The 24,156-nt window shown below is 59.8% G+C and carries 21 protein-coding genes and 1 pseudogene; 9 read left to right on the top strand and 13 right to left on the bottom strand.

What is annotated here, in order from left to right:
* Nucleotides 1–22: 22 nt before the first annotated feature.
* The 4 genes from AC2LD7_RS14215 to AC2LD7_RS14200 form a co-directional block, all read right to left on the bottom strand.
* Nucleotides 23–259, bottom strand: coding sequence for a hypothetical protein (locus AC2LD7_RS14215; RefSeq protein WP_484598381.1), 237 nt, complete (start codon nt 257–259; stop codon nt 23–25).
* A gap of 18 nt (nt 260–277) precedes the next feature.
* The gene (locus tag AC2LD7_RS14210; protein ID WP_484598380.1) at nt 278–478 is read right to left on the bottom strand and encodes a hypothetical protein; all 201 of its coding nucleotides are present in this window, start codon (nt 476–478) and stop codon (nt 278–280) included.
* A gap of 316 nt (nt 479–794) precedes the next feature.
* Nucleotides 795–2,156, bottom strand: a complete 1,362-nt coding sequence (locus AC2LD7_RS14205) for a heavy metal sensor histidine kinase (RefSeq protein ID WP_484598379.1) — start codon at nt 2,154–2,156, stop codon at nt 795–797.
* On the bottom strand, nt 2,153–2,836 hold the full coding sequence (locus AC2LD7_RS14200; protein WP_484598378.1) for a heavy metal response regulator transcription factor: 684 nt from the start codon (nt 2,834–2,836) through the stop codon (nt 2,153–2,155). Before AC2LD7_RS14200 ends, AC2LD7_RS14205 begins: the two co-directional genes overlap by 4 nt.
* A gap of 219 nt (nt 2,837–3,055) precedes the next feature.
* Here AC2LD7_RS14200 and AC2LD7_RS14195 point away from each other — a divergent pair, with 219 nt between their 5' ends.
* The 5 genes and pseudogenes from AC2LD7_RS14195 (at nt 3,056) to AC2LD7_RS14175 (ending at nt 7,466) form a co-directional block, all read left to right on the top strand.
* Nucleotides 3,056–3,319, top strand: a complete 264-nt coding sequence (locus tag AC2LD7_RS14195; RefSeq protein WP_484598377.1) for a heavy-metal-associated domain-containing protein — start codon at nt 3,056–3,058, stop codon at nt 3,317–3,319.
* A 34-nt stretch (nt 3,320–3,353) separates the two neighbouring features.
* Entirely contained in the window at nt 3,354–3,788 is a 435-nt protein-coding gene (locus AC2LD7_RS14190; RefSeq protein WP_484598376.1) for a DUF411 domain-containing protein, read from the top strand.
* A 171-nt stretch (nt 3,789–3,959) separates the two neighbouring features.
* Nucleotides 3,960–5,789: pseudogene (locus tag AC2LD7_RS14185) on the top strand (copper resistance system multicopper oxidase); the annotation flags it as partial.
* A 53-nt stretch (nt 5,790–5,842) separates the two neighbouring features.
* Nucleotides 5,843–6,808: a copper resistance protein B gene (locus tag AC2LD7_RS14180; RefSeq protein ID WP_484598375.1), complete on the top strand. Its 966-nt coding sequence runs from the start codon at nt 5,843–5,845 to the stop codon at nt 6,806–6,808.
* A gap of 10 nt (nt 6,809–6,818) precedes the next feature.
* Nucleotides 6,819–7,466: a c-type cytochrome gene (locus AC2LD7_RS14175; protein WP_484598374.1), complete on the top strand. Its 648-nt coding sequence runs from the start codon at nt 6,819–6,821 to the stop codon at nt 7,464–7,466.
* 65 nt (nt 7,467–7,531) lie between these two features.
* On the opposite strand, the gene mdoH is transcribed toward AC2LD7_RS14175, so the two are convergent.
* The 4 genes from mdoH to AC2LD7_RS14155 all read right to left on the bottom strand — a co-directional run bounded on the left by mdoH (nt 7,532) and on the right by AC2LD7_RS14155 (nt 14,908).
* The gene (gene mdoH / locus AC2LD7_RS14170) at nt 7,532–10,117 is read right to left on the bottom strand and encodes a glucans biosynthesis glucosyltransferase MdoH (RefSeq protein ID WP_484598373.1); all 2,586 of its coding nucleotides are present in this window, start codon (nt 10,115–10,117) and stop codon (nt 7,532–7,534) included.
* Nucleotides 10,110–11,627: a glucan biosynthesis protein G gene (locus AC2LD7_RS14165; RefSeq protein ID WP_484598416.1), complete on the bottom strand. Its 1,518-nt coding sequence runs from the start codon at nt 11,625–11,627 to the stop codon at nt 10,110–10,112. Before AC2LD7_RS14165 ends, mdoH begins: the two co-directional genes overlap by 8 nt.
* Before the next feature lie 272 nt (nt 11,628–11,899).
* A complete protein-coding gene (gene bglX, locus AC2LD7_RS14160) occupies nt 11,900–14,191 on the bottom strand; it encodes a beta-glucosidase BglX (protein ID WP_484598372.1) in 2,292 nt (763 codons plus the stop codon).
* Nucleotides 14,192–14,365: 174 nt separating this feature from the next.
* On the bottom strand, nt 14,366–14,908 hold the full coding sequence (locus AC2LD7_RS14155; RefSeq protein WP_484598371.1) for a DUF3087 family protein: 543 nt from the start codon (nt 14,906–14,908) through the stop codon (nt 14,366–14,368).
* Between the two features lie 127 nt (nt 14,909–15,035).
* Between AC2LD7_RS14155 and AC2LD7_RS14150 the strand changes: the two genes are divergently transcribed.
* Nucleotides 15,036–15,524, top strand: coding sequence for an N-acetyltransferase family protein (locus AC2LD7_RS14150; protein WP_484598370.1), 489 nt, complete (start codon nt 15,036–15,038; stop codon nt 15,522–15,524).
* A gap of 63 nt (nt 15,525–15,587) precedes the next feature.
* Here the strand turns inward: AC2LD7_RS14150 and wrbA are convergent, their stop codons facing one another.
* From wrbA to AC2LD7_RS14135, 3 genes are all read right to left on the bottom strand, one after another.
* A complete protein-coding gene (gene wrbA, locus AC2LD7_RS14145) occupies nt 15,588–16,187 on the bottom strand; it encodes an NAD(P)H:quinone oxidoreductase (RefSeq protein ID WP_484598369.1) in 600 nt (199 codons plus the stop codon).
* A gap of 56 nt (nt 16,188–16,243) precedes the next feature.
* Nucleotides 16,244–16,942 (bottom strand): pirin family protein, encoded by a 699-nt coding sequence (locus tag AC2LD7_RS14140; RefSeq protein WP_484598368.1) that lies wholly within the window; start codon nt 16,940–16,942, stop codon nt 16,244–16,246.
* 160 nt (nt 16,943–17,102) lie between these two features.
* Nucleotides 17,103–17,978, bottom strand: coding sequence for an alpha/beta fold hydrolase (locus AC2LD7_RS14135; protein ID WP_484598367.1), 876 nt, complete (start codon nt 17,976–17,978; stop codon nt 17,103–17,105).
* A gap of 372 nt (nt 17,979–18,350) precedes the next feature.
* Here AC2LD7_RS14135 and AC2LD7_RS14130 point away from each other — a divergent pair, with 372 nt between their 5' ends.
* Both AC2LD7_RS14130 and AC2LD7_RS14125 read left to right on the top strand, forming a co-directional pair.
* Nucleotides 18,351–20,642 (top strand): hypothetical protein, encoded by a 2,292-nt coding sequence (locus tag AC2LD7_RS14130; RefSeq protein ID WP_484598366.1) that lies wholly within the window; start codon nt 18,351–18,353, stop codon nt 20,640–20,642.
* Nucleotides 20,639–21,055: a lysozyme inhibitor LprI family protein gene (locus AC2LD7_RS14125; protein WP_484598365.1), complete on the top strand. Its 417-nt coding sequence runs from the start codon at nt 20,639–20,641 to the stop codon at nt 21,053–21,055. Before AC2LD7_RS14130 ends, AC2LD7_RS14125 begins: the two co-directional genes overlap by 4 nt.
* A 122-nt stretch (nt 21,056–21,177) precedes the next feature.
* Here AC2LD7_RS14125 and AC2LD7_RS14120 read toward each other — a convergent pair whose 3' ends face one another.
* Together AC2LD7_RS14120 and AC2LD7_RS14115 are read right to left on the bottom strand one after the other, a co-directional pair.
* On the bottom strand, nt 21,178–21,888 hold the full coding sequence (locus tag AC2LD7_RS14120; RefSeq protein ID WP_484598364.1) for an LrgB family protein: 711 nt from the start codon (nt 21,886–21,888) through the stop codon (nt 21,178–21,180).
* Nucleotides 21,885–22,250, bottom strand: a complete 366-nt coding sequence (locus AC2LD7_RS14115) for a CidA/LrgA family protein (RefSeq protein ID WP_484598363.1) — start codon at nt 22,248–22,250, stop codon at nt 21,885–21,887. The genes AC2LD7_RS14120 and AC2LD7_RS14115 overlap by 4 nt, the downstream gene beginning before the upstream one ends.
* A 399-nt stretch (nt 22,251–22,649) precedes the next feature.
* Here AC2LD7_RS14115 and ccoG point away from each other — a divergent pair, with 399 nt between their 5' ends.
* The gene (gene ccoG, locus AC2LD7_RS14110; RefSeq protein WP_484598362.1) at nt 22,650–24,056 is read left to right on the top strand and encodes a cytochrome c oxidase accessory protein CcoG; all 1,407 of its coding nucleotides are present in this window, start codon (nt 22,650–22,652) and stop codon (nt 24,054–24,056) included.
* The last annotated feature ends 100 nt before the right edge of the window (nt 24,057–24,156 follow it).

Genomic DNA, 24,156 nt, shown 5'->3' with positions numbered 1-24,156 from the left:
CAACAACCGCCACCTGGCAGCGTCAGAGCTCGTGCATGCGGTTGACTTGCTGCGCCAATCGCATGGTTTCGTGCTCTTCCAGTTGCAGCATCTCACCGAGCAACTCGCTCGCTTTGTCGATACCGGGACGGTTTTCCAGCGAACGGTACAGATCGATGATCCGATTATGGATCGCGAAGACCTCCTCTGAGATTTCGTCGACGCTCATCCGCGCATAGGCATCGCTATCCAGCTCCAGCGCGAGCATGTCGCCTTGCACGAAATCGTGAAGCCTAGTCTACAGAGCGCGTGGGTCGGCGTGCTCTTTGATGCGGGCAATGGTCCCAGTCAGCTCCTGCTCATGCTGCGCCAGATAGACCATTAGCATCTTCGCCAGCGATTCGCCTCGCTCATCGGCCCCTTCGGACAGGCATTGGGACAGACGGCTATGGGCCTGGCGCGTCCAATCGATAAGGTCTTCGCATCGTTCGATGTTCATCGTTTCTCCATCCGCCGCTGTGATGGTTGTCGGGCGTGATATACGAGCAAGGCTGCCAAGCAGAGCAGTAGTGGACCGATGCAATCATGAGCAACGTCGATTAGCCAGTGCCAAGTGTCGGCCGGCAGAAAAACAATCCGACGGAGCCGATGACGAAGCTGTAATGCCATTTCGTATCACTCGATTGCAATCCTAACCAGCGAACGGACCACCACCGACTCTGGTCTGGAGCTGGCAGACCAGTTCATCCAGTCCCAGCGTGAGAAAGTAACTCAAAGGCTCCGACTAACGCCGATTTCCGTGGCGCTTCATCAGGTCAGCCCAGATGGCGGAACACGATATCGAACGAGGTCCAGCCGTCGTGGCTGCTGCAGCGGACCTCACCTCGATGCGCTTCGATAATCGATCGGGTGATCGCCAGCCCCAACCCCGCGTTGCTCGGGCTGCCTTCACGACGAGCCGGATCGACACGATAGAAACGATCGAACAGACGCGGCAAGTGATCTGCCGGGATGGTGGCGCCAGGATTGCCGATACTTAGCAGAACACCCTTCACTTCTGCCTCGATGCTCAGACGGATCACGCCGCCGTCTGACGTATACCGCAGCGCATTGGACAGCAGATTCGATAGCGCGCGGTGCAGCATCGGTGGATCACCCTCGATGCGACCGCTGCCGGACAGCTCGAAGCGAATGCCGTGCTCCTCGGCAGTCAGCTGGTAGAAATCCAGCAACTTGCCGCACAGCGCTTCCAGCTCGATCGGTTGCACCCGGGGAATGACCAGCCCATTGTCGGCTTTGGCCAGAAACAGCATGTCATCGATCATCCGCGCCATCCGGCGCAGCTCTTCCAGATTCGAGTGGAGGTTGTCCTGATAGTCTGCCGCACTCCTGCTTCGGGTCAGCACAACCTCGGTGTGGGTCATCAGATTGCTTAGCGGCGTGCGCAGCTCGTGGGCGATGTCCGCGGAGAAGTTGGATAGCCTGACGAAGGCATCTTCTAGTCGCTCCAGCATCGCGTTGAAGGCCAGCACCAGTTGCTGCAGCTCGGCCGGTGTCGACTCGGCGGAGATGCGCTCGGTCAGTGACTTGGCCGAAACCGATGCCGCCACCTGGGTGACGTCGCGCAACGGGCGCAAGCCGCTGCGCGCCAGCAGCCAACCGAGCAAGGCACTGATCAGCGCGCAGAGCACCAACGCGCCCCAGAGCCAGCCGGTCAACGTATGGAAGAATGCCTTGTGCGTGGTGACGTCAAGTGACAGCACGACGCGCAACGACTGACCGGCCGCCGTCACCGAGCCGGTCCTGCTGCGCCAGACATGACCGTCGTGCTGCAATTCGCCATCGCTGTCGCTGCTCGGATGCAGAGTCGGCGGCAAAGCGCCCCCATCGACGAACAGCAGCCGGCCTTGCGTATCGAATATCTGCGCGGAGAGTTCGCTATGGCCGCCCAGCAAGGCCTGCAATTGCGGGCGCAACTCGTCGAACTGCGCCAGATCATCGAGCTGTTGTAGCAGGCTTCGAGTGGCCTGGAATTTTTCCTCCAGTGTGTGCCGATCGAGCTCGTCGAAATGATGCTGGCTCATCTGGTTGAAGAAGAATCCGGCCGCCCCCAGCACGCCGGTGACGGCGAGCATGAACATCAGACTGAGCCGCGCCGTAAGCGACAGTTGCTTCATGGCGCATCCGGCTCGTCGAGCATGTAACCCATGCCGCGCGCGGTGTGGATCAGCTTGGGTTCGAAGCCGTCGTCGATTTTCGCTCTGAGCCTGCGGATCGCCACCTCGATGACATTAGTGTCGCTGTCGAAATTCATGTCCCAGACCTGCGAGGCGATCAGCGACTTGGGCAGCACCTCGCCGCGCCGACGCAGCAGCAGTTCCAGCAGCGCGAACTCCTTGGCGGTCAGGTCGATGCGCTGACCGCCACGCATGGCCCGGCGCTTCATCAGGTCGACTTCGAGATCGGCAATCTTCAGCTGCGTCTGCAAAGCCGCGGCGTTGCCCCTGCGAAACAACGTGCGCACCCGCGCCAACAATTCCGAAAAGGCGAACGGCTTGACCAGATAGTCGTCGGCGCCCAGTTCCAACCCCTTGACCCGGTCCTCGATGCGATCACGCGCGGTAAGAAACAGCACCGGTACCTCGTTGCCCGAGGCGCGCACCATGCGCAGCACCTCCCAACCCTCCAGGCCGGGCATCATCACGTCGAGAATCAGCAAGTCATACGGCGCGCTGAGTACGGACTGCAGCGCATCGGTGCCGGTGGTGACGCGGTCGACGGTGAAACCCGCCTCGCTCAAGCCCTGCTGCAGGTAGATGCCGGTTTTTGGCTCGTCTTCGGCGACCAGAAGTTTCATCGACTCATCCTTTCAAAGCATGGCGAGAGTGTGCAGCTATCGAGTGCGACGAACCAGAAGCTGACAGAAAAGTAATGTTCCGCTCAGCTTGGCGAAAGCCGCGAGGGGCTATTTCTGAAAGCAGAAAACGAGACTGCGCCGACTGCTTGACCTTGCCATGAGGTGAAGGTTGAAGATCCAACCAAGCCGGAATGACCGGCGACTAGCTGAGGACTTCTCATGAGCACCATCGATCTTCAAGTACAGGGCATGACGTGCGGCTCCTGTGTTCGCCATGTGACCCAGGCGCTGACACCCGTGGCCGGCGTCGACCGCGTCGAGGTGGACCTCAACACCGGTCTGGTTCGAGTCGAGGGCAACACCGACAGCACGGCGCTGATCGCCGCACTGGACGATGCTGGTTATCCGGCCCAAGTCGCGAACAACGCAACGCAAACAACCGCGCCTAAAGCCGGTTGTGGCAGCGGCTGCGGTTGCCACTAAGTTCTTTTTGGCCAAGTTCTTCTGGAGTACGCGTATGAAACTGAAACTCGCCATCTTTGCCGCCCTGTTCATGGCCGGTAGCGCACAAGCTGCAGAGATCATCGATGTGCACCGCGACGCCAATTGCGGTTGCTGTAAGGACTGGGTCAAGTACCTGCAGGCCAATGGCTTCGAGGTGCGCGACCATGTCGAAAGCAACATGAGCGCGGTTAAGCAACGCCTTGGCGTGGCACCGCGTCTGGCCTCCTGCCACACCGGCGTGATCGATGGCAAATTCGTCGAGGGACACGTGTCGATAGCGCAGATCCATGAGTTGAAGCAGCGAAACGACCTCGCCGGTGTGGCCGTGCCGGGCATGCCCGCTGGCTCTCCGGGCATGGACTACGGCCAGCCCGCGCAGGCCTATCAAGTGATCGGTCTGACAACGAGCGGCAAGGACGTGGTGATCGCGGAATATCCGGCGGACTGACTGGCACGGCGACCATCGTAGCCGGACCAGGCATCGATGGTTCCCATGCTCTTACGTGGAAACCATAACCGGGCCTCTCCTGCGGCTAGAACGCAAAGCGTTACCAAGTGGCGTACCCAAGCAAGAGCGTGGGCATGCTCATCAAGAAGACAGCTGACCGAGCAAGGCATCATGCGCTCCACATCTTCGCGACGAAACTTCGTCAAAAGCCTGGCTGCTAGTGGCATTGCTGCTGGGCTGGGCCCCTGACATCAGCCCGTATGGGCGGTGGCACGCCCCGGTCAGGCCAGCGAACAGGCTGTGCTGGCGGGCACCGAATTCGATCTGACCATCGACTCGCTCAGCGTCAACTTCAGCGGTCACGAACGCACCGCTATGGCCATTAACGGCAGCATTCCCGGCCCGCTTCTGCGTTGGCGTGAAGGCGATACCGTGACGCTGCGGGTGCACAACCGTCTGCCACAGGACACCTCTATTCATTGGCACGGCATCCTGCTGCCGGCCAACATGGACGGCGTGCCCGGCTTCAGCTTCACCGGCATCGCCCCGGACGGCATGTACGAGTACAGTTTCAAGGTGAAGCAGAGCGGCACCTACTGGTACCACAGCCACTCGGCCTTTCAGGAACAGCTCGGCGTCTATGGGCCGTTAGTGATCGATCCACTCGAACCCGAGCCGTTCGAATACGAGCGCGACTACGTGGTGATGCTCACCGACTGGACCGACGAAAGTCCGGCGCGAGTAATCAACAAGCTGAAGAAGCAGTCCGACTACTACAACCGCGGCCGTCGCACGGTTGGCGGCTTCATCGACGACGTGGCAGACCAGGGCTGGCGCGAGACGCTCGGCAATCGCTGGGCCTGGGCGAAGATGAAGATGACACCCACCGATCTCGCCGATGTCAGCGGTGAAACTTATACCTATTTGCTCAACGGCCAGGCACCGGACGGCAACTGGACCGGCCTGTTCCAGCCAGGCGAGCAGGTGCGGCTGCGGCTGATCAACGGCTCGGCAATGACTTATTTCGACTTCCGCATCCCCGGCCTGAAGCTCACCGTGGTGGCCGTTGACGGTCAGAACGTCGAGCCGGTGGAAGTCGACGAGTTGCGCCTGGCTGTGGCGGAAACCGTCGATGTCATCGTCACACCGGATGGCAGCCGAAACGCCTACACCCTCTTCGCTCAATCCATGGACCGCAGCGGCTACGCCCGCGGCACACTGTCGGTGCGTGACGGCCTGAGTGCGCCGGTACCGGAGCTCGATCCACGGCCGGAGCTGACCATGGAAGACATGGGACACGGTGATCATGGCTCCCACGGCGAGGTTGACGATTCGGCCGGGCAGGCTCCAGCGAACAGCCAAGGCGGTATAGATCACGCGCAGATGAACCATGGCCAGATGAATCACAGTGATATGGCCGAAATGGGTCACTCCGCCATGGGGCGCACCGGCATGGCAGATGCCGGCGGTCAGATGGAAATGCAGGCTCATCCCGCGAGCGAGAACGGCAATCCGCTAGTGGACATGCAGACCATGATGCCGGTGCCCAAGCTGAATGATCCGGGTATCGGCCTGCGCGACAACGGCCGCCGTATTTTGACCTACGCCGACCTGCGCAGCACCTTCCCCGACCCGGACGGTCGTGAGCCGATGCGTACCATCGAGCTGCACCTAACCGGTCATATGGAGCGCTTCGCCTGGTCGTTCGACGGCATTCCCTTCGCCGACGCCGAGCCGGTCCGCCTGAAATACGGTGAGCGGGTGCGCTTCGTGCTGGTCAACGACACCATGATGCATCACCCCATTCATCTGCATGGCATGTGGAGCGACCTGGAGGACGAACACGGCAACTTTCAGGTGCGCAAGCACACCATCGACATGCCGCCCGGCTCGAAACGCAGCTACCGCGTAACCGCCGACGCCCTCGGGCGCTGGGCTTATCACTGCCACATGCTGATGCACATGGACCTCGGGATGTTCCGTGAAGTCCGCGTTGAGGAATCGGAGAAGCATGTGCAAACGCCACAGGCGGAAGCTGAAAAAAGGGCATCAGCATGGCCATTAAGATACCGCTGACCATCGCCTTGATCCTGAGCGCTGCGCTCAGCCAGGCTCAAGAATCCATGGATCATCCGAGCCACACGGAGCATGGCGGTCATGCTCCGATCGCTTCCGAGCCGATGGATCACTCGGGAATGAGTCACGGCAACGCAACGACTATTCCGAGCGATATGGATCATGGCGCCATGGACCATTCGGCCGATGAGATGCCGCATCCACCCGCGACCGGTATTCCACCAGGGCAAGCGAGCCGCCCGCCCGTACCGACCATCAGGCCCGACGACCGCGCCGCCGCCTTTCCTGAACTGCCCGCGCACCAGATGCACCAGGGCGGCACGCACTTTTTGTTCGTCGCTGACGAGCTGGAATGGCAGGACGCCGACGATGGCAGCAGCCTGGCCTGGGATATCAGCGGTTGGGCCGGTGGCGATATCGATCACCTAGCGTTTCGCTCCGAGGGTGAGCGGACCAACGGTCGTACCGAAGAGGCCGAGCTGCAGCTGCTCTGGAGCCATGCCATTAGCCCCTGGTGGGAAACTGTTGCGGGTGTTCGCCAGGACTTCAAACCCGGCTCGCCGCAGACCTGGGCCGCCTTCGGCATACAGGGAATGCCACTGTATGGCCTGGAGACCGAAGCCACCGTCTTCATCGGCGAGGGAGGCCAGAGCGCGCTGCGCCTGGAGGCTGAGTACGACATCCTGCTGACCCAGCGCTGGGTCTTGCAGCCCACCGCGGAAATCAACCTGTACGAGCGCAACGACGATCGCCGCAGTGTGGGTTCAGGCCTGAACGATGCCGGCGTCGGGCTGCGCCTGCGTTATGAGATCAACCGGCAGTTCGCGCCTTACGTCGGGGTGAGCTGGGATCGCGCCTACGGCAATAGCGCAGATTTGCTACGCGCCGAGGGTGAAGATGCCAGCGAAGCCCGCGTGGTAGCGGGTATCCGATTCTGGTTCTGAGGTCCGGCAAATGCTTAAAACCATCACGGCGCTGCAGGCGGCTGCCCTCGTAATCCTTCTGATCGGCGCTGTCGTGGTGTATTCGGGCGTAGTCAACGTCGCCGCCGATAATCCGCACAGTGCGCCGATTTACGCATTACTGGAAACCGCTCGCGAACGCTCCATCGCGGTCCGCGCTAAGAATATCGAGGTGCCCGATCTTGGCGACGCAGATCTGATCCAGTCAGGCGCCGGCAACTACGATGCCATGTGCGTCGGTTGCCATCTCGCTCCAGGTATGACCGAAACCGAGCTGAGCCAAAACCTCTACCCCGCCCCGCCGAGTCTCGCCGATGCCGACCGAGAGAGCGATCCGGCCAGAGATTTCTGGGTCGTCAAGCATGGAATCAAATCCACCGCCATGCCAGCCTGGGGCAAGAGCATGGACGACCCGTACATATGGGGATTGGTCGCCATACTCGAACAGCTACCCGCACTGAGCGCCGCCGAGTATCGCGCGCTGGTGGCCTCAAGCGGCGGTCATGAGCACGGCGGTGGCGAGTCTGAAGGGCACGATCACGGCGGCAAGCACCAGGGCAGCCATCAACAGTCCGAGCCAAAACCCGCGGCAGACCCTGACGTCCATCATCACGCCAATGGCAGCAAGCACGTTCATTGACGGGGCTGCCGGCGGGGTTTGGAACGGCTTCGCGAGCTCGCGGCCACCGCCCCGCCTCAACAGCGCTAGCTCTGCAGGCTCTCGACTGGCGACGCTTGCGTCACCTCGCTTACGCCAAGTGGACGATAGGCATCGCGCCAGGCCTGGTAACGCTCGTCTTGCCAGACACACTGATGCAGGCGCGCCATGCCGTCCGGATCATTGAGCAGACGCCAACGTGCCGCTTCAGCGGCGCCGTTGGGCCCGGCATCAAGGATTTGCCGCATGCGCTGCTCGCGCAGCACCTCGGCGCCAGTCACTACCTTGGCGTGTCGTGCCCGCGCCATGCCGCATACCAATGCGTTATAGATCGGATCCACCGTCGCAGCGATAAAGCCATCGTGCAACGCATTGTCCTGGTTCTGCCGGGTATAACGATCAGTCGAGGCCAGCTCCTGCGGTGGGTTGAACTCCTCGGGAATCAGGAACAACTTGCACCGGAAGGCAGCCAGGCCGAGCCCCGTGCGACTGGTGATCACCGAGACCGGCGCCGAGAGGATCAGCGACACGACGATAGGTGCCAGCCACCACAGAAATGCCGGATCGAGCCAGCCTACCAGCGCCGTCCAGAGCACACCCAGTAGCATCTGCGAACCGTGCCGACGTAGTGCCTCGCCCCATGGCGTGGCATTGTCGGCACGCTGCGGCGAGTTCCACTGCACCGACCAGCCGAGGAACGCGGCGGTGACGAACACCGTGTGAAACAACATGCGTACCGGCGCTGCCAGCATCGAGAACAATGTTTCCAACAGCATCGACAGCAGCAGGCGAATACCGCCGCCATACTCGCGGGCACCCTGAATCCAAATCAGCAGCACGCTGAGCAGCTTGGGCAGGAACAGCAGTGTCAGCGTCGCCGAGAACAACGCGATAGCTTCGCGCGGATGCCATTGCGGCCACAGCGGATACAGCTGGTTCGGTTGCAGGAAATATTCCGGCACCATCAGCGTGTGAACCGCCAGCAACCCGGTCGACAACGCCAGGAAAACAAACCAGAGCGGTGCCGACAGATACGACATGACGCCGGTGAGAAACACGAACCGATGCACGGTGTGCATGCCCTTGACCAGGAACAGCCGGAAATTCATCAGGTTGCCGTGGCACCAACGGCGGTCGCGCTTGAGCTCGTCGAGCAGGTTCGGCGGCAATTCTTCGTAACTACCCGGCAGGTCATAGGCGATCCACACGCCCCAGCCAGCGCGCCGCATCAGCGCGGCTTCGACGAAGTCATGGGAAAGGATATCGCCGGCGAAGGACCCCTTTCCCGGTAGCGGTGCCAAGGCACAGTGTTCAATGAAGGGTTTGACCCGGATGATCGCGTTATGGCCCCAGTAATGGGATTCGCCCAACTGCCAGAAATTGAGGCCCGCGGTGAACAACGGCCCGTAGACCCGTGTGGCGAATTGCTGCATCCGTGCATAAAGCGTATCCATGCCCGAGGCCTTGGGCGCGGTCTGGATGATGCCGGCGCCGGAATTAGCTTCCATCAGCCGCACCAGGCTGGTCAGGCATTCGCCGCTCATCACGCTGTCGGCATCGAGTACCACCATGTAGCGGTAGCTACTGCCCCAGCGACGGCAGAAGTCGTCGATATTGCCGCTCTTGCGCTTCACCCGACGCCGACGGCGGCGGTAGAAGATATGGCCGAAGCCGTCGACCTCGCGACACAGCTCCAGCCAGGCTTTCTGCTCGGCGACGCAGGTATCCGGATCGTTGCTGTCGCTGAGGACAAAAATGTCGAAATGTTTGATTTGCCCGGTCGCCTTGAGCGACTCGTAGGTTGCACGCAGCCCGGCAAACACCCTCGGGACGTCCTCATTGGCGATGGGCATCACCAAGGCCGTGCGCGCATCGTCCGGAATCGGCTCGTCACCGAGCGTGGTGGCGGAAATGTTGTAGCGATCATGACCTTTGAGCAGCTGGAAAAAACCCATCAGCGCGGTCCAGAACCCTACCGACACCCAGCAGAACAACAACGCGAAGAGCAGCAGAATGCTCGTCTGCATCACATAGGGAAGGATCTGGCTCGCCGACTGCTGCAGCGGCTGCTGAAACACCTGCTGCAGATCCACCAGCGCCCAACCCTGGTAAGGCAGCACGGACTTCATGTGCCAAGTGGCGATAACGGTCTGCACGAGCATCAGGATCAGCAACGTGGTGCGACGCAAGCCGGCCACCTTGCGCCAGCCCGAGCGGTCTATGGCCAGCGAGGTGGGCACGTCGACCGTTCGATTCTTCTTGCGCAGCAATCGCCACCAGCTCAGACGCAGCACATTGGTGTGCCAGGGTTCTGGCACCATCCGGGTGCGCACGATTGGCGGCGTCGACTGAATGCAGACGCGACCCTGGTGGTCGCGCGAATGCGCCCGACCACGTTCCAGGGTTTCGCCCCAGCCGAGCTTCAGCCTTGCGGCGACCGAGCCCAGCAAACTGCCTGCGCTCGGCTCACCGTTGTCGGCGGTCGGCACGCTGCGGGCCAGGACCCGATGCAGATCGTCCAGTTCGCCGCCCTCCCGCTCCACCTCGCGAGCCAGGGTTTCGCGCTGTTCGGCACTGAGCGGCAGCTGCTCGATGTAACGTCCTGTAATTGGTTGCTCCACTGGGCTATTCATGGGACGGAATCTGGTAGCTCCAGGTTTCGGAAAGTGTCTTCTCGCCTTCCACCAGGGCTGCCCGCAGTTCTACTGGGCGGGCTGGATCGCGCACTTTCAGCCGTAACGTCAAGCGCCAACCCTTGGTCACGGGGTTGTGGCGCAGGTTGTTTTCCACCAGCTCGGCATTATCGCCGACACTTACCCGCGTGCTTACCGGTGCATCCGCTGGCAGCTCGGCCAGGTTCGGGCCAACGAAGTCGACGATGAGCGCGGTGCTGCCGTCGGGCTGGCGGATCAGGTTGGATTGTTTGACGTCACCGGCGGAAAGGCGTGTCTGCATGACCCAGGCTAGCGCCGGGTCATGCAGAGCCGGCTCGTCCATGGTGAAGTGCAGGGTATAACCGAAATCCAGCGGATTGCCCGGCTGCGGCGGCTCTTCGGGGACCCAGAAAGCAACGATGTTGTCGTTGGTTTCATCGGGTGTGGGAATCTCGATCAACTCCACACGCCCCTTGCCCCAATCGCCACGCGGCTCGACCCAACCGCTTGGGCGCAGTTCGTAGCGGTCGTCCAGATCCTCGTAACGACCGAAGTCCCGAGTGCGTTGGAGCAGTCCGAAACCACGCGGATTTTCAACGCTATAGCTACTGATGGATAGACGCTTGGGATTGTTCAACGGCCGCCAGATCCATTCGTTGTCGCCCGTATGGATCGCCAGGCCTTCGGAGTCGTGAAGCTGCGGCCGATAGTTGAGCTGACTGCTGGGCTGGTTGGCGCCGAACAGATACATGCTGGTCAAAGTACCGATGCCGAGCTTTTCGACCGGCTGGCGCAGATAGACCCGCGCCTGCACGTCAACCGTGCTGTCCTTGCCAGGCGTTACCACCATGCGGTAGGCACCGGTCGCGCGAGGTGAATCCAGCAGGGCGTAAATCACCAGATTGCGCCGGTCGGCCTGCGGCCGCTCCACCCAGAATTCGCGGAAGCGCGGAAACTCCTCCCCACCGGGCAACGCGGTATCGATCGCCAGGCCACGCGCCGACAGCCCATAAACCTGGCCTTTGCCAACCACCCGGAAGTAACTGGCGCCGAGCAGTGTCATCAACTCGTCCGCCTTGTCCGGCTTGTTCAGGGGATACAGCACTTTGAAACCGGCGAAACCGAGATTTTCCAAGGCTGCGGGCTCGATCTGCACCTTGCCGAAATCGAACATTTCCGGATCGTAGCGAACCTCTTCGACGCCCGTGGCGGAGATCTCGTTGATTTTTACCGGCACGTCGAAATGCATGCCCTGATGGTAGAACTGCAGCTCGAACGGCGTTTCCGCGTCGTGCCAAAGTGCTTTGTCGCCACGAAAGCGCAGTTGTTGATAGTCACCGAACGCCATGTCGCGGAATACCGCTGGCAAATTGCTCTGTGGCGCTACGTAGCGTTCTGCCGCCAGTTTCTCGGCTTTTACGGCAACATCTTCGATACCGAACGCCCAACTATTACCCGCTACCAGAGCCATGGACAGGCTCAACGCCATACCCAATACCCGGGCTTTGCGGACGCCTGTTCTGAAATGATAGGTTCGTGACACACCGCCTCCTGATTCATTGCGATTACCGCCAGCCGTTTCCGGCCCCGGTTTGCTTTCGTTGGTCTGCCGCAGCGGGAAATGATTCCCCGACCTGTCGTTAGTAATCGAAGCGGCGCGATCATCCCATGCCGGCTATTGGCCGGATAGCTACCGCGGAGACGATTTTTTTTAGCGACCCGCCCCGGCCGGTCGGATGTCTGATATCGCTACCGCCGCCTTCACTCCAGCACGAAGCGCTGCTGCATCACGTGCTGCGAATCCAACCCGATCTGCACTGCAAACTCACCCGATTCAGCCACTCGTTGCAGCTGGGCATTGACGAACTTCAGGTCGTCCTCATCGATGCTGAAACGAATCTCGCGTTCCTCGCCCGCCTTTAGGGCGACTTTGCGAAAGGCCTTGAGCTCCTTCACCGGGCGGATTACCGAGGCCACCAGATCCTGGATGTACAGCTGCACGACAGTCGCACCGTCGCGCTGGCCAGTGTTCTTCAACGTCACGCGTGCCTCCAGCGTGCCTTCGCGTGACATGGTTGGGCTCGACAAGCGGACCTCGGACACCTCGAAATGGGTATAACTCAAGCCGTAACCGAAGGGATAAAGAGGGCCGTTGGGCTCTTCGAAATACTGCGAGGTGTAGTTGCCTGGTTTGCCTTCGACATAAGGCCGGCCCACGCGGAGGTGGTTGTAGTAGGTGGGAATCTGCCCCACTGAACGCGGGAAGGAAATCGGCAGCTTGCCGGAAGGGTTGTAGTCGCCGAACAGCACGTCGGCGATGGCATGACCGCCCTCAGTGCCGCTGAACCAGGTTTCCACGATTGCATCGGCGTTCGCCTTCGCCCAGGCGAGCTCCAGCGGCCTGCCGTTCATCAACACCAGCACCAGGGGCTTGCCGGTCTCCTTCAATGCTTTCAGAAGAGCCTGCTGGCTCGGCGGGATTTGCAGACTGGTGCGGCTCGACGCCTCGTGGGACATGCCACGCGATTCACCCACCGCGGCGACTATCACATCGGCCTTTTCGGCGGTTGCCACCGCTTCGGCGATCATCTCTTCCGGTGAGCGAGGGTCCTGCACCACCTCCGGGTTGTCCCAGTTGAGAAAATTCAAATACTCGACCATATGCGGGTCATCGGTGATGTTGGCTCCGCGCGCATGGAGCAGGACCGCCTCGTCGCCCAGCGCGTCTTGCATCCCCTCGCGCAGGGTCACCGACTGTTTAGCGACACCCGCCGCAGACCAGCTGCCCATCATGTCCACCGGCGAGTCCGCCAGCGGGCCGACCAAGGCGATGGTGCCGCCCTTCTTCAACGGCAGCGTTCGATCGTGGTTCTCCAGCAGCACGATCGACTGGCGCGCAACGGCTCTCGCCGCCTCGCGGTGCAGACGGCTTTCGGCGTTGGTGTCTTTCGGATCATCGCGGGCTACGCCGATTCGCCGGTAGGGGTCGTGGAACAGGCCCATGTCGTACTTAGCGCCCAGCACTTCACGCACAGCTGAGTCGATTTCTCCGATTTCGACATCGCCCGCCTCGACCAACCCCGGCAACTCCTGGCGATACAACGAATCGGCCATGCTCATGTCGATGCCAGCCTTGATCGCCAGCCGGGCGGCCTCGCGCCCGTCGCGTGCCACGCCGTGGCGCATCAATTCACTGATCGCGCCGTGATCACTGACGGTCACGCCATCAAAACCCCAGTCCCGCCTCAGCAGATCCCGCAATAACCAAGTATTGGCACTTGCCGGTACGCCATTGATGGAGTTAAGCGCAACCATCACCCCGCCCGCCCCCGCGTCGATGGCGGCGCGATAAGGCGGCAGAAAGGCCTGATGCATGCGCATCGGGCTCATATCCACCACGTTGTAGTCGCGCCCACCTTCGACTGCACCGTAAAGGGCAAAATGCTTGACGCTAGCGGTCACGCTGTCGGGAGCCGCGGGCGATTCGCCCTGATAGGCCTGAACCATGGTGCGGGCGATTTCCGACACCAGGTAAGGATCTTCACCATAGCCTTCGGATGTACGGCCCCAGCGAGGATCGCGGGAAATATCGACCATGGGGGCGAACGTCATATCGAGCCCGTCGGCGCTGGCTTCGATGGCCGACACGCGCCCGCTCTTGGCTATCGTGTCCAGATCCCAGCTCGACGCCAACCCCAGCCCGATGGGGAAGATTGTCCGATGCCCATGCACAACGTCGTAGGCGAAGAAGATCGGGATTTTCAGCCGGCTTCGCAACGCGGCATCTTGCATCGGGCGATTGTCCTGGCGGGTGACGGTGTTGAAGGTACCGCCAATATGCCCTGCGGCCAGCTCCTCGAGAATGCGTGGTCGTGGCATGTCTGCGCCGATGCTGATCAAACGCAATTGTCCGATCTTTTCTTCGAGTGTCATTTGTTCGATCAAGCTGGCAATGAAGGCTGGTTTGTCATCCAGCAAATCAGGTCCGGTCTCGGCGGCGGCGACATGAAGCGAAAGGCCGGCGATTAAACCGAACAGATAAAGCCTTTTCATTAGAGGTTCCTGGCTTACGGGGCGTTTTTGGCGTTCCGCGTGGCTACCGGAATTGCCGGCTGGTCACCTGCCGAGTATGAATGCCTCGGCCTGTTACAAGCCACAGAGGCCATCACGCTGTGGCCCACGCGAATATTGCGGCGCGTATGCGAAAGCGGAGCGCGGATAGCGTGCCTAGGTCGTTGCAGCGAAGCGCTTTACGGATTCGAGCCAGTCGGCGTCCAACCGGCTCTGATCGGTTTCAATTTCGCGCGCCGCCAATGTTTCCCCGTGCCGATCGATCTCGCGAGCTGCCTCACTCAGGGCCGCGCTGTTGCCGTCCAACTGATGCATCTGCGTCAAACCCAAATGGTAAAAGCGCAACAACTTCATCGCATCCGAATCGCCAACGGCCACACCGGCAGTGACGTGATGCATGACGTTGGTCACACGCATCAGGCTGCGCTTGAGGTGCCAGCCATAGACCGCGCAATTCATCCACGGCTGCTTCCAGTACACCGAACGCACCAGCGCAATGGTCAGCAGCAGCCCGGCAGCGACGCCCAAGGCATTAAAACGAAGGTTGTCCCCGCCCGCCTCGCCGAATACCGCGACCGCCAGGGCGGCCAACCCCATGGCCAGTACCGCGAAGGTCGCTGCGATGATCAGCGTGCTGCGGCGAGTCTGTTGACGGTAGGTTTCGGGGCTAAGCTGCTTGTTGATCTCGAATATCACCATGAGTTGGTTCCTGGTTGGCGATGAGCAGGTTCGCGGCATTATCACCGCAATCGCACAACCGGTACCTGACGATGAGCATCAGAACTCCATTTGCAGCCGATGCGCACAGGACATTACGGAGAGGTACATGCGCCGACTCGCGACTCCAGCCGACTTGGACCGCGTCTACGACATCTACATGCATGAAGAAGTGGTGCCCTATCTCGGCTTCGACCCGATGCCTCGGGCGGACTTCGGCAAGGTGTTCGATCCATTGTTCGAAAGCGGCTGCTTCTACGTGTACGAAGTCGAAGGCCGCGTGCAGGGCTTCTACAAGGCGCAACGGCATCTGGGCCGCGCGGCGCATGTTGCCTATCTGGGAACCCTGGCGGTGGCGCCGGAGGTGAAAGGCAGCGGGATAGCCAGAGCGATGATGGACGATGCCCTCTCTCGGCTGCGCGAAGCCGGCGTCATCCGAGTCGAACTGACGGTCGAGGCGGACAACCCGCGTGCGATCGCCTTTTACGAACGCTTCGGGTTCATTCGCGAAGGTGTTCAACGGGCCGCTTACAAGCGTGCCTCCGATGAGCGCTACGTTGATGAATGGATGTACGGCCTTTTGCTAAACGAGCGATGAACTCGCACCGGACATACAACGCAGCGCCTGGCGGCCAAGCCGCCCGGCACCGCATCGACGGCTTCAGTTTTTCAACTTGGTCGTGACCTGAGCCACCAGCTCACCCTGATAGCGAGCAATGGTCAATTCCTTGTTGGACGGTTGGCGCGAGCCGTCACCGCCGGCGATCGTCGAGGCACCGTAAGGCGTGCCGCCGTTGGTTTCGGAAATATCGAAGAATTCGCCGATGCCGTAGCCAGTCGGGACGATGATCATTCCGTGGTGCGCCAGGGTGGTCCAGGTGGAAGTGATGGTCATTTCCTGTCCACCGCCGGTTCCGGTGGAGGTGAACACACTGGCGACCTTGCCATGCAGAGCGCCCTTGGCCCAGAGGCCGCCGGTCTGGTCTAGGAAGTTGCGCATCTGCCCGGACATGTTGCCGAAGCGGGTCGGCGTGCCAAAGATGATCGCATCGTAATCGGGCAGCTCGGCCGGAGAAGCGACGGGCGCGGCCTGATCGGTCTTGCCGCCGGCATTCTTGAATGCCTGTTCCGGCATCGTTTCCGGCACGCGCTTGAGAGTGACCTCGGCGCCCTGAACACGGCGCGCGCCTTCGGCTACCGCGTTGGCCATGGTTTCGATGTGGCCGTACATCGAGTGGTACAGCACAAGAATCTTCGCCATCTCTGTTTCCTCTTCCTGGGTTATATGTTCGGGTTGGACTCAATAATCATCGGTGTTCAGCGCACGTCGACCAGCACCACTTCGCTGTCTTCCAGCGCCTTGATCGTCAGCAACGCTTCATCGCGCACCGCCAGGCCATCACCCGCCGCAGCGATGTGATCACCAATCTCGATGCGCCCACTGGCGGGCACCAGATAGATCAGCCGACCAGGGTCGATCTGGTATTCGGCAACCTGCCCGGCTGAAAGTGTCGCCGCCACCAAACGCGCGTCGGCACGGATCGGCAACGCATCGCCATCGTCAGCTCTGCCGCTGGCGAGCGTGACGAAGGCTCCGGCCCGCTCGCCCGCCGGGAAAGGACGCGTGCCCCAAGCTGGCGGCAGGCCGGATTGGTCGGGGTAGATCCATATCTGGAAGATCTCGGTGGGCTCGTCTTCCAGGTTGTATTCGCTGTGAGCGATACCGGTGCCGGCGCTCATTACCTGCACATCGCCCGCCAGGGTGCGGCCGCGATTACCCAGACTATCCTCGTGAGTGATCGCGCCCTTGCGCACGTAGGTGATGATCTCCATGTCGCTATGCGCGTGTTTTGGAAAGCCCGAATGCGGTGCGATGGTGTCGTCGTTCCAGACTCGCAGGCGTCCCCAGTGCATGCGGGCGGCGTCGTGGTAATCGGCAAAAGAAAAGTGATGACGGGTATCCAACCAGCCGTGTTTCGCACCGCCGAGTTCGGCGCGGGGGCGTAATTCGATCATCGATAGCAACCTCTGAGTGAAACCAGCCCGGAGGGTTGAAAGCGCTACCGGGCGATGAGTGAGGTCATCTTTTATTGAATAGCTGGACATATGGGTGCATTTTTCGACACGAATTAATCTAATAATTCGATAACACCGCATCCCGCTCTGCCGTTTTTGTTCATGCCAAAAATTCCAGCGCCTCTTTCATCAACAGATCAGGCACTTCTTCAGGTATGTAATGACCGGCCGGCAGCGATTTGCCTTGCACGTCAGCCGCTACCTCGCGCCATTCCTTCAGCGGATCGAAGCAACGCTCGATGACACCTTTGGCTCCCCAGAGCACCAGCAATGGCGCTTCGATACGCCTTCCGGCGACGCGGTCTTCTTGATCGTGCTGAAGATCGATACCGGCACTGGCACGATAGTCCTCGCAAAACGCATGAATGGTGCCGGGCAGCTTCATACAGCGCAGGTATTCGGCATAGGCGGCATCGCTGAAGGGATGCACATGGTCGGCGCGAGTCGCCACGGCGGTGCGCAGGATGAGCTCTGGGTCAGCTTCGAGCAGTGTTTCTGGCAGCGGCGCCGGACGAATCAGGAAAAACCAGTGCCAGTAAGCGCGAGCGAAGGTTTCGTCGGTCTGGCTGTACATGGCGAGCGTTGGCGCGATGTCCAGCAAAATCAGCCGTCGCACGGCTGCCGGATGGTCCATTACCAGCCGATGGCTGACTCGCGCTCCGCGGTCGTGCGCAATTATGTCGAAGTGCTCAAAGCCAAGCGCGTGCATCAGCTCCACCTGGTCGCTCGCCATTTCTCGTTTGCTGTAGGCGATGTGATTGTCGCCGCCCTCCGGCTTACTGCTATCGCCATAGCCGCGCAAATCAGCCGCTACGACGGTGAAACGTTCAGCCAGCTGATCGGCAACTTTGTGCCAGATGACATGAGTTTGTGGGTAGCCGTGAAGCAGCAGCAAGGGCGGCCCGGAACCGCCTTTGCGATAAGCGATTCGCACGCCGTTGACTTCGCACTCGTCTCGCTGAAACTGCTCGAACATGGGATCACTCCTCAATGGTGGTTTCTAAGCCTAGGCGCAGATCGTTCAAGCGCAACAGTTGACATCAGCCAAGTCTCAGCGGAAGGCGGAATCCGATACATCGCCTCGTACAGCCCCTCTCCACCGGGATTGCTATAGCCAAACCAGCGCTGCATCGGATACACGCGAATTAGCCTGCAACTGTGCAACTCATTGCGCAGTCGACGTATTTGCTGCGAATCAGGCCATAAAACTGCGCTGTTCGTTTGCACCGCCGGAGTGCTTTGTCGCATGGTTTGCGCGGCCAGGTGAGCGCTCAGCTTCGCTGGCTCATCGGACGGGAAAAAGCGCGGGCAATGAATGCCCGCGCCATTCAGAACAAGGACAGTGGCGATGCCTGACAACATTGAAAATTGGAGTTATCCCTTTCCCAGTGGCGCTGCCCACCCATTCGCGGAGTTGACTAGCCTGGCCAAAGCCAACGGCGGTTATTACCCAATGGGGGCGAACGGCCTGTGGCATGGCGGCGTGCATTTCGATAAAGGCACCGACACGGCTTTAAATCAGTCCAGCGTTCGTTGCATCGCCGATGGTGAAGTAATCGCTTACCGTATCGACGAGCAATACCCGATCAGCGAATACACAGGCGATATCCCGCTGATCAAACGCGCACTATTTTCCACCGGCTTCGTCCTGGTCAGGCATCGCCTGTCGCCACCGCCACTAGGCACTACGCCTACATCGACCGCGCCAGTGTTGATCTTCTACAGCCTGTATATGCATCTGCAGGACTGGGCCGGCTACCAACGCCAAACAAACCTGCCACACCCGGAATTCTGGGGCGACGGAACATACCGCGTCGCAACCCAGGGCTCGGCCCTCAATGTACGCGCCGAGGCCAATCAGAACGCGGCGATCCTGGCCGCGCTATCCAACGGAGCACGGATCAAGATCAGTGCCGGAAACGGCGAGTTTCGCAAGCTGCTGAGCATCATCAGCGGCACGGCGGAGCCAGCGCTGGAGCCTACCGGCGACGAAGAAGCCCTGCCGGGCTACCTCGCGATCAAATTTCTTAAAGCACAACGCGAACCCCAAGCCATGGACAAGGTGGTGGCATTGGACGCTCCGATACCAATCAAGGCCGGCGACCTTATCGGCCACCTCGGCCAATATCAGAATCAAAGCGAGGGCACGCCTCAGCCATTGCTGCATCTGGAGGTGTTCAGCTGTGACGATGTACCCGCATTCATCGCGTCGAGCCGAGCTCACGCAGCTCGCCTGCCGGATGAACAGAAAACCCTTTTGAAAATCCACAAAGGCGCCAGCAAGCTTATCCCGCACCGGGCAGGTATTAGCCCCGATATCAGCGATGAGGGCGTCACAATCGGCGTTGATTTGATCCTCCCGCAAAGCCTTCTCGACAGCCTGCCCGCGGACGCCAAGCTGATCGCCCCGGCCAGCAACCACGGTACGTCATGCAGTCCAGAAATCCGCTGGTGGCGCCTCGACAATCTGCTAGCGGACCAAGACGGCCAGCCAATCAGCGGCTGGTTGGCCGAACAGGAAATGATCACCACCCGCCACAGCCCGTGGGAATGGGAAGGCTACGACTTCATCGAGGACGGCGAACGTCCGGTCAACGCCCTGGCGTATCACCTCGAAGCCCTACGCCGCCTGAACGAAGATGAACGGGCTAGCTACCAAGGCATGATCGACCTGTCCGACAAAGGCCCGATCAAGCAGCGCCTGCAGGCCATCCTTGACGGAAACGGCGACCAGAAAATCACCCCCGAAGAAATCCGCACCGCCATAAGTAAACCCTGGCACGCCCAGTCCATCGCCCAGCTGATTACCCGCCACGAAAGCGAATGGTTCTGGAATCCGGTCAAATGGGATGAGTTGGATGAGCTGATGGACCACAACTCCGCCGCCCCGAACTTGGATTGGGTTGAAGAGAAGAAGCGGATTGAAAGGTTGTCGTGGTGGAAAGATTTGGCCGGGAAACATGGGATAACAGCGGATAGCGTCGCTTGGCACTTCCACCCAATAGGTTTATTTGCGACCCATGCAATAAAGCAAAAACCGACAATCAAGGAAGGTCGAATTACATTCGATGCCGAAGGGAACGACATTCCTAGCTCAGCATATTTCAGCCGGACGATCCATTGGCCAGGCAATGAGCTATCAGGCGTCACCTTGGGTCGAGGTTATGACATGGGATCAAGAAGCGAGTCGGAGATATATAATCACATGATCGCGGCAGGCATTAGCACAACGCAAGCTTCGGAAATATCTCAAGCACATAACCTGAAAGGCCCTCATGCGCAGAAATTTGTAATAGAAAATAAGAAAAAAATAGGAGCGATAAGCTTCGACCAGCAAATTTTACTATTCAATTTAATTTATCCTTTCTATGTACGCAGAGCCATCACCAATTACGATGACTGGACCTCCGATGAACCAGACAGAACAGAGTGGGCTAACCTTCATCAGGTAATAAAGGATATATTGGTGGATTTTGTTTATCAGGGCTTCACCAAAGGGCCAAATCCGATGAAAGCAGGAATGAATAATGACGCAAATGAACTGATCAGATACATCGAAAACACACCAGCGATAAGCCAATATGAAAGTGGCAGACACAGAGCTGACTATTTGAGAAGAGCAGCTAAGGACGGCCAATGAAATACTTAACCTACCTAGCGACAGCCATCAGTTTATTGATCGCATCGACAACCAGTTACGCTACCGATCCAGAAAGTAGTTCCTGCAAATCACTTGAGAGCAGCCAACAAGTTTTCGAGTGTTCCATATATGAGAAGACAAAAGCAGATAAAGATCTGAATAATCAATATCGCAGCCTTCTAGAAAGAGTTTCTAGCCAATACAAATCAAACCGAGCCTTGAGCAAAGAATATATCCAAAGAATAAAACATTCTCAACGGCTATGGATTAAGCTGCGGGATGCAAATTGCGCACTGGAAACCTATCAGATAGAGACTGGCACTCAAGCTTATGAGGCCACGCTTAACTATTGCATAGCACGGATTAGCGGTGAACGCTCCAGATATTTGGAGCGCATCGCGCCCAACCTATAGCGAGCCAAACTAAATCTATGGGCTTCCACATTGCAACAAGTAGCCGAATGAAGGCTTACGAATTCTGCCCGATAGTTACAGAGAAGCAGTAGCGGAACATAGGCAGCCTGAACTTATTGAAATCAGCCCAACGCCAGCGGCAAAAACAGCGCAATCAGAATCCCCAGCAGACTCATACCCAACGCCGCGAAGGCGCCGCACTCATCGCCCTCTTCCAGTGCGCGCGCCGTGCCGATGGCGTGGGCGTTGATGCCATAGCTCAGGCCACGCGCAGCCGGATGGTCCACACCGGCCCAGCCCATCAGCCAAGGCCCTAGCGCAGTGCCGATGACACCTGTGAGCATGACGAAAACCGCTGCCAGCGAAGCGAGGCCGCCAATCTGCTCGGCAACCAGCATGGCGATCGGCATGGTTGCAGCTTTGGGTGACAGGCTCATCAGCACCGACAGGTCCGCGCCCATCGCCCCGGCTATCGCCAGTGTCAGAAAGACACCCAGTACGCCGCCGCTCAGCAAGGTAATGAGGATCGGCCAGAACAATTGCTGGATGCGCCTAAGATGGCGATACAGCGGCACCGCCAACGCCACCGTTGCGGGGCCGACCAGCACGGCGATCATCGAGGCACCCTCGCGGTAGCTCGCATAATCGACTCCGCAAAGGTAGAGCGTTCCTACGACCAATAACATTCCTACCATCACCGGCTGCAGCACCAGCCAGCCGCTGCGCCGGTATAGCGCCAGCGCCAGTTGGAATGCGATCAGCGTCAACGCCACGGAAAACAGCGGGTGATTCAACGTCATCGCCCAGACTTGGCTCCATTCCGGACGGCTCATCCTTCGTTCTCCTGCCGCCGATCCATCCGCCTAATGAGGAATTGCATTAGCCATCCGCAGAACGGCACGGTCACCATCAGCGATAAAACCAGGCCAGCCGCAATAGCGGGCAAGTCGGCGAGCAAGGCATCGCTGCTGGTCATGATTCCTGCCGCCGGTACGATCAGCAGCAGCGGCAAGTATTGCAACAGCAGCGCTGCAGTTTTTTCGAGAGGCTCAGGAATGCCACGGCGCAGCAACAGCAGGCCGAACAGCAACACCATGCCGATGATCGGTCCGGGCAGCGCAGGCAGCAGCAAGAGGTTAATGACGCTGCCAAGCAACTGCAGCACTACCAGCAAGGTCAGGCCTTTGAGAATCATGGTGTTTCCTTATCGACAGCAGAACAGATCGCGACTGGCCTAGGCCAGGCGACGAATGGCAGCACGCGCCCACGTCCGATGCAAGCTTCGGACTATCACCCGGCGCAGCAGCCACGAAACAGGTGCAGATAGGCACAAAAAAAGCGGATCACAGGCTTGTGAACTGGCATCGATTGCCTGTGGCGTAGCGCCGCATGCTTGCTCCTGCCCTCCGCCAGATCGAAAGCGAACCTGGGCGCAGATGCGGATACGGCGGGCCATCTGGCCCTGGCTGTCCGCCAACCAGCATCCTTCCATGCTCGATCTGATCCGTATTTTTTGTGTTTACCTGAACCTGTTACGCAACTCACGCCGGACGGATGATCTGCGCCGCCTAACTGACTGATAGGGGCGCGCATAATGACCGAACGAATTCCCGCCAGGATCATCGAAAGCGTTGATCCGAGCAAACCCATACGCCTGACACCAGCCCAGACTGGCGGACCGATTCATACGCGCAGCTTCACCGGCCTGTTCCGCAATCTGCGCCTGCTTGGCGGCAGCCTTTTGTTGCTGCTCTACTTCGGCACTCAATGGTTGAATTGGGAAGACCGGCAAGCGGTGCTCTGGGACTTGGGCAAACAGCAGTTCCACATCTTCGGCGCCACCTTCTGGCCGCAGGACTTCATCCTGCTGTCGGCATTGCTGATCATCGCCGCCTTCGGACTGTTCTTCATCACCGTGCTGGCCGGTCGCGTATGGTGCGGCTCCGCCTGTCCTCAGAGCACCTGGACCTGGATGTTCATGTGGGCGGAAAAGGTCACCGAGGGCGACCGCGGCCAACGAATCAAACTCGACGCCGCGCCCTGGTCAGCGGCGAAACTGCTACGCCGCGCGGCCAAACATGCAATCTGGTTGGCGGTGAGCCTCGCGACGGCAATCGCGTTCGTTGGCTACTTCACCCCGGTTCGTGAGCTGGCACGCGACCTACTCACGCTGGATGTGGGCCCGATCGCCGGTTTCTGGCTGTTCTTCTTCACCGCTGCCACCTACATCAACGCAGGCTGGTTAAGGGAACAGGTCTGCCTGCACATGTGCCCCTATTCTCGCTTCCAGAGCGTGATGTTCGACGCCGACACCCTAGTGGTTTCCTACGACGCCAGCCGCGGAGAAAGCCGCGGTGCGCGCCGCAAGGAAAGCGATCCGCACGCTCTGGGCCTGGGCGATTGCATCGATTGCACCCTCTGTGTGCAGGTCTGCCCCACCGGCATCGACATCCGCGACGGCTTGCAGCTCGACTGCATCAGCTGCGGTGCTTGTATAGACGCCTGCGACAGCGTGATGGACAAGATGGGCTACGCACGCGGGCTGGTTCGCTACACATCAGAGCGCGCGCTGCAGGGCGGCAGGACGCGGCTGTTTCGTCCGCGATTGATCGGCTACGCAGCGGTTCTGCTTCTAATGTTCGGTGCCTTTACCTGGGCGCTAAATGAACGACCAATGCTCTCGCTGGACGTCGCCAGGGACCGCACCCTGTATCGCGAAAACATGCAGGGGCAGATCGAAAACATGTACAGCCTCAAGGTAATCAACAAGACCCAGCAACACCGGCAGTACACGATTTCGCTCGGCAAGGGACCGTTCGGACTGCACGGTCAGCTCGAAATCGACTTGGCACCAGGCGAAATCGCAGTTGTGCCCCTGAGCGTGGTGCTGGTCGACACCAACACTTCTAGCCGCGAGCTGCGCTTCGAAATCAAGGATGCGAACGATCCGGCAAGCCGAGCGAGTGTCTTGAGCACCTTCATCGCGCCTGCGAACCGCTAATCGAGCCATCCAAGACACGCGTTTTCCTCGGTGCCGTTCGTAGGATGGGTCGGGCCGCCTAGGTGCAACCCATCAGTTCGGGTTGATGGGTACCCATTCC

The sequence above is a fragment of the Stutzerimonas sp. genome, assembly GCF_982611455.1.
The sequence above is the reverse complement of the archived record's forward strand: the minus strand, read 5'-3'. Positions and strand labels throughout refer to the sequence as shown.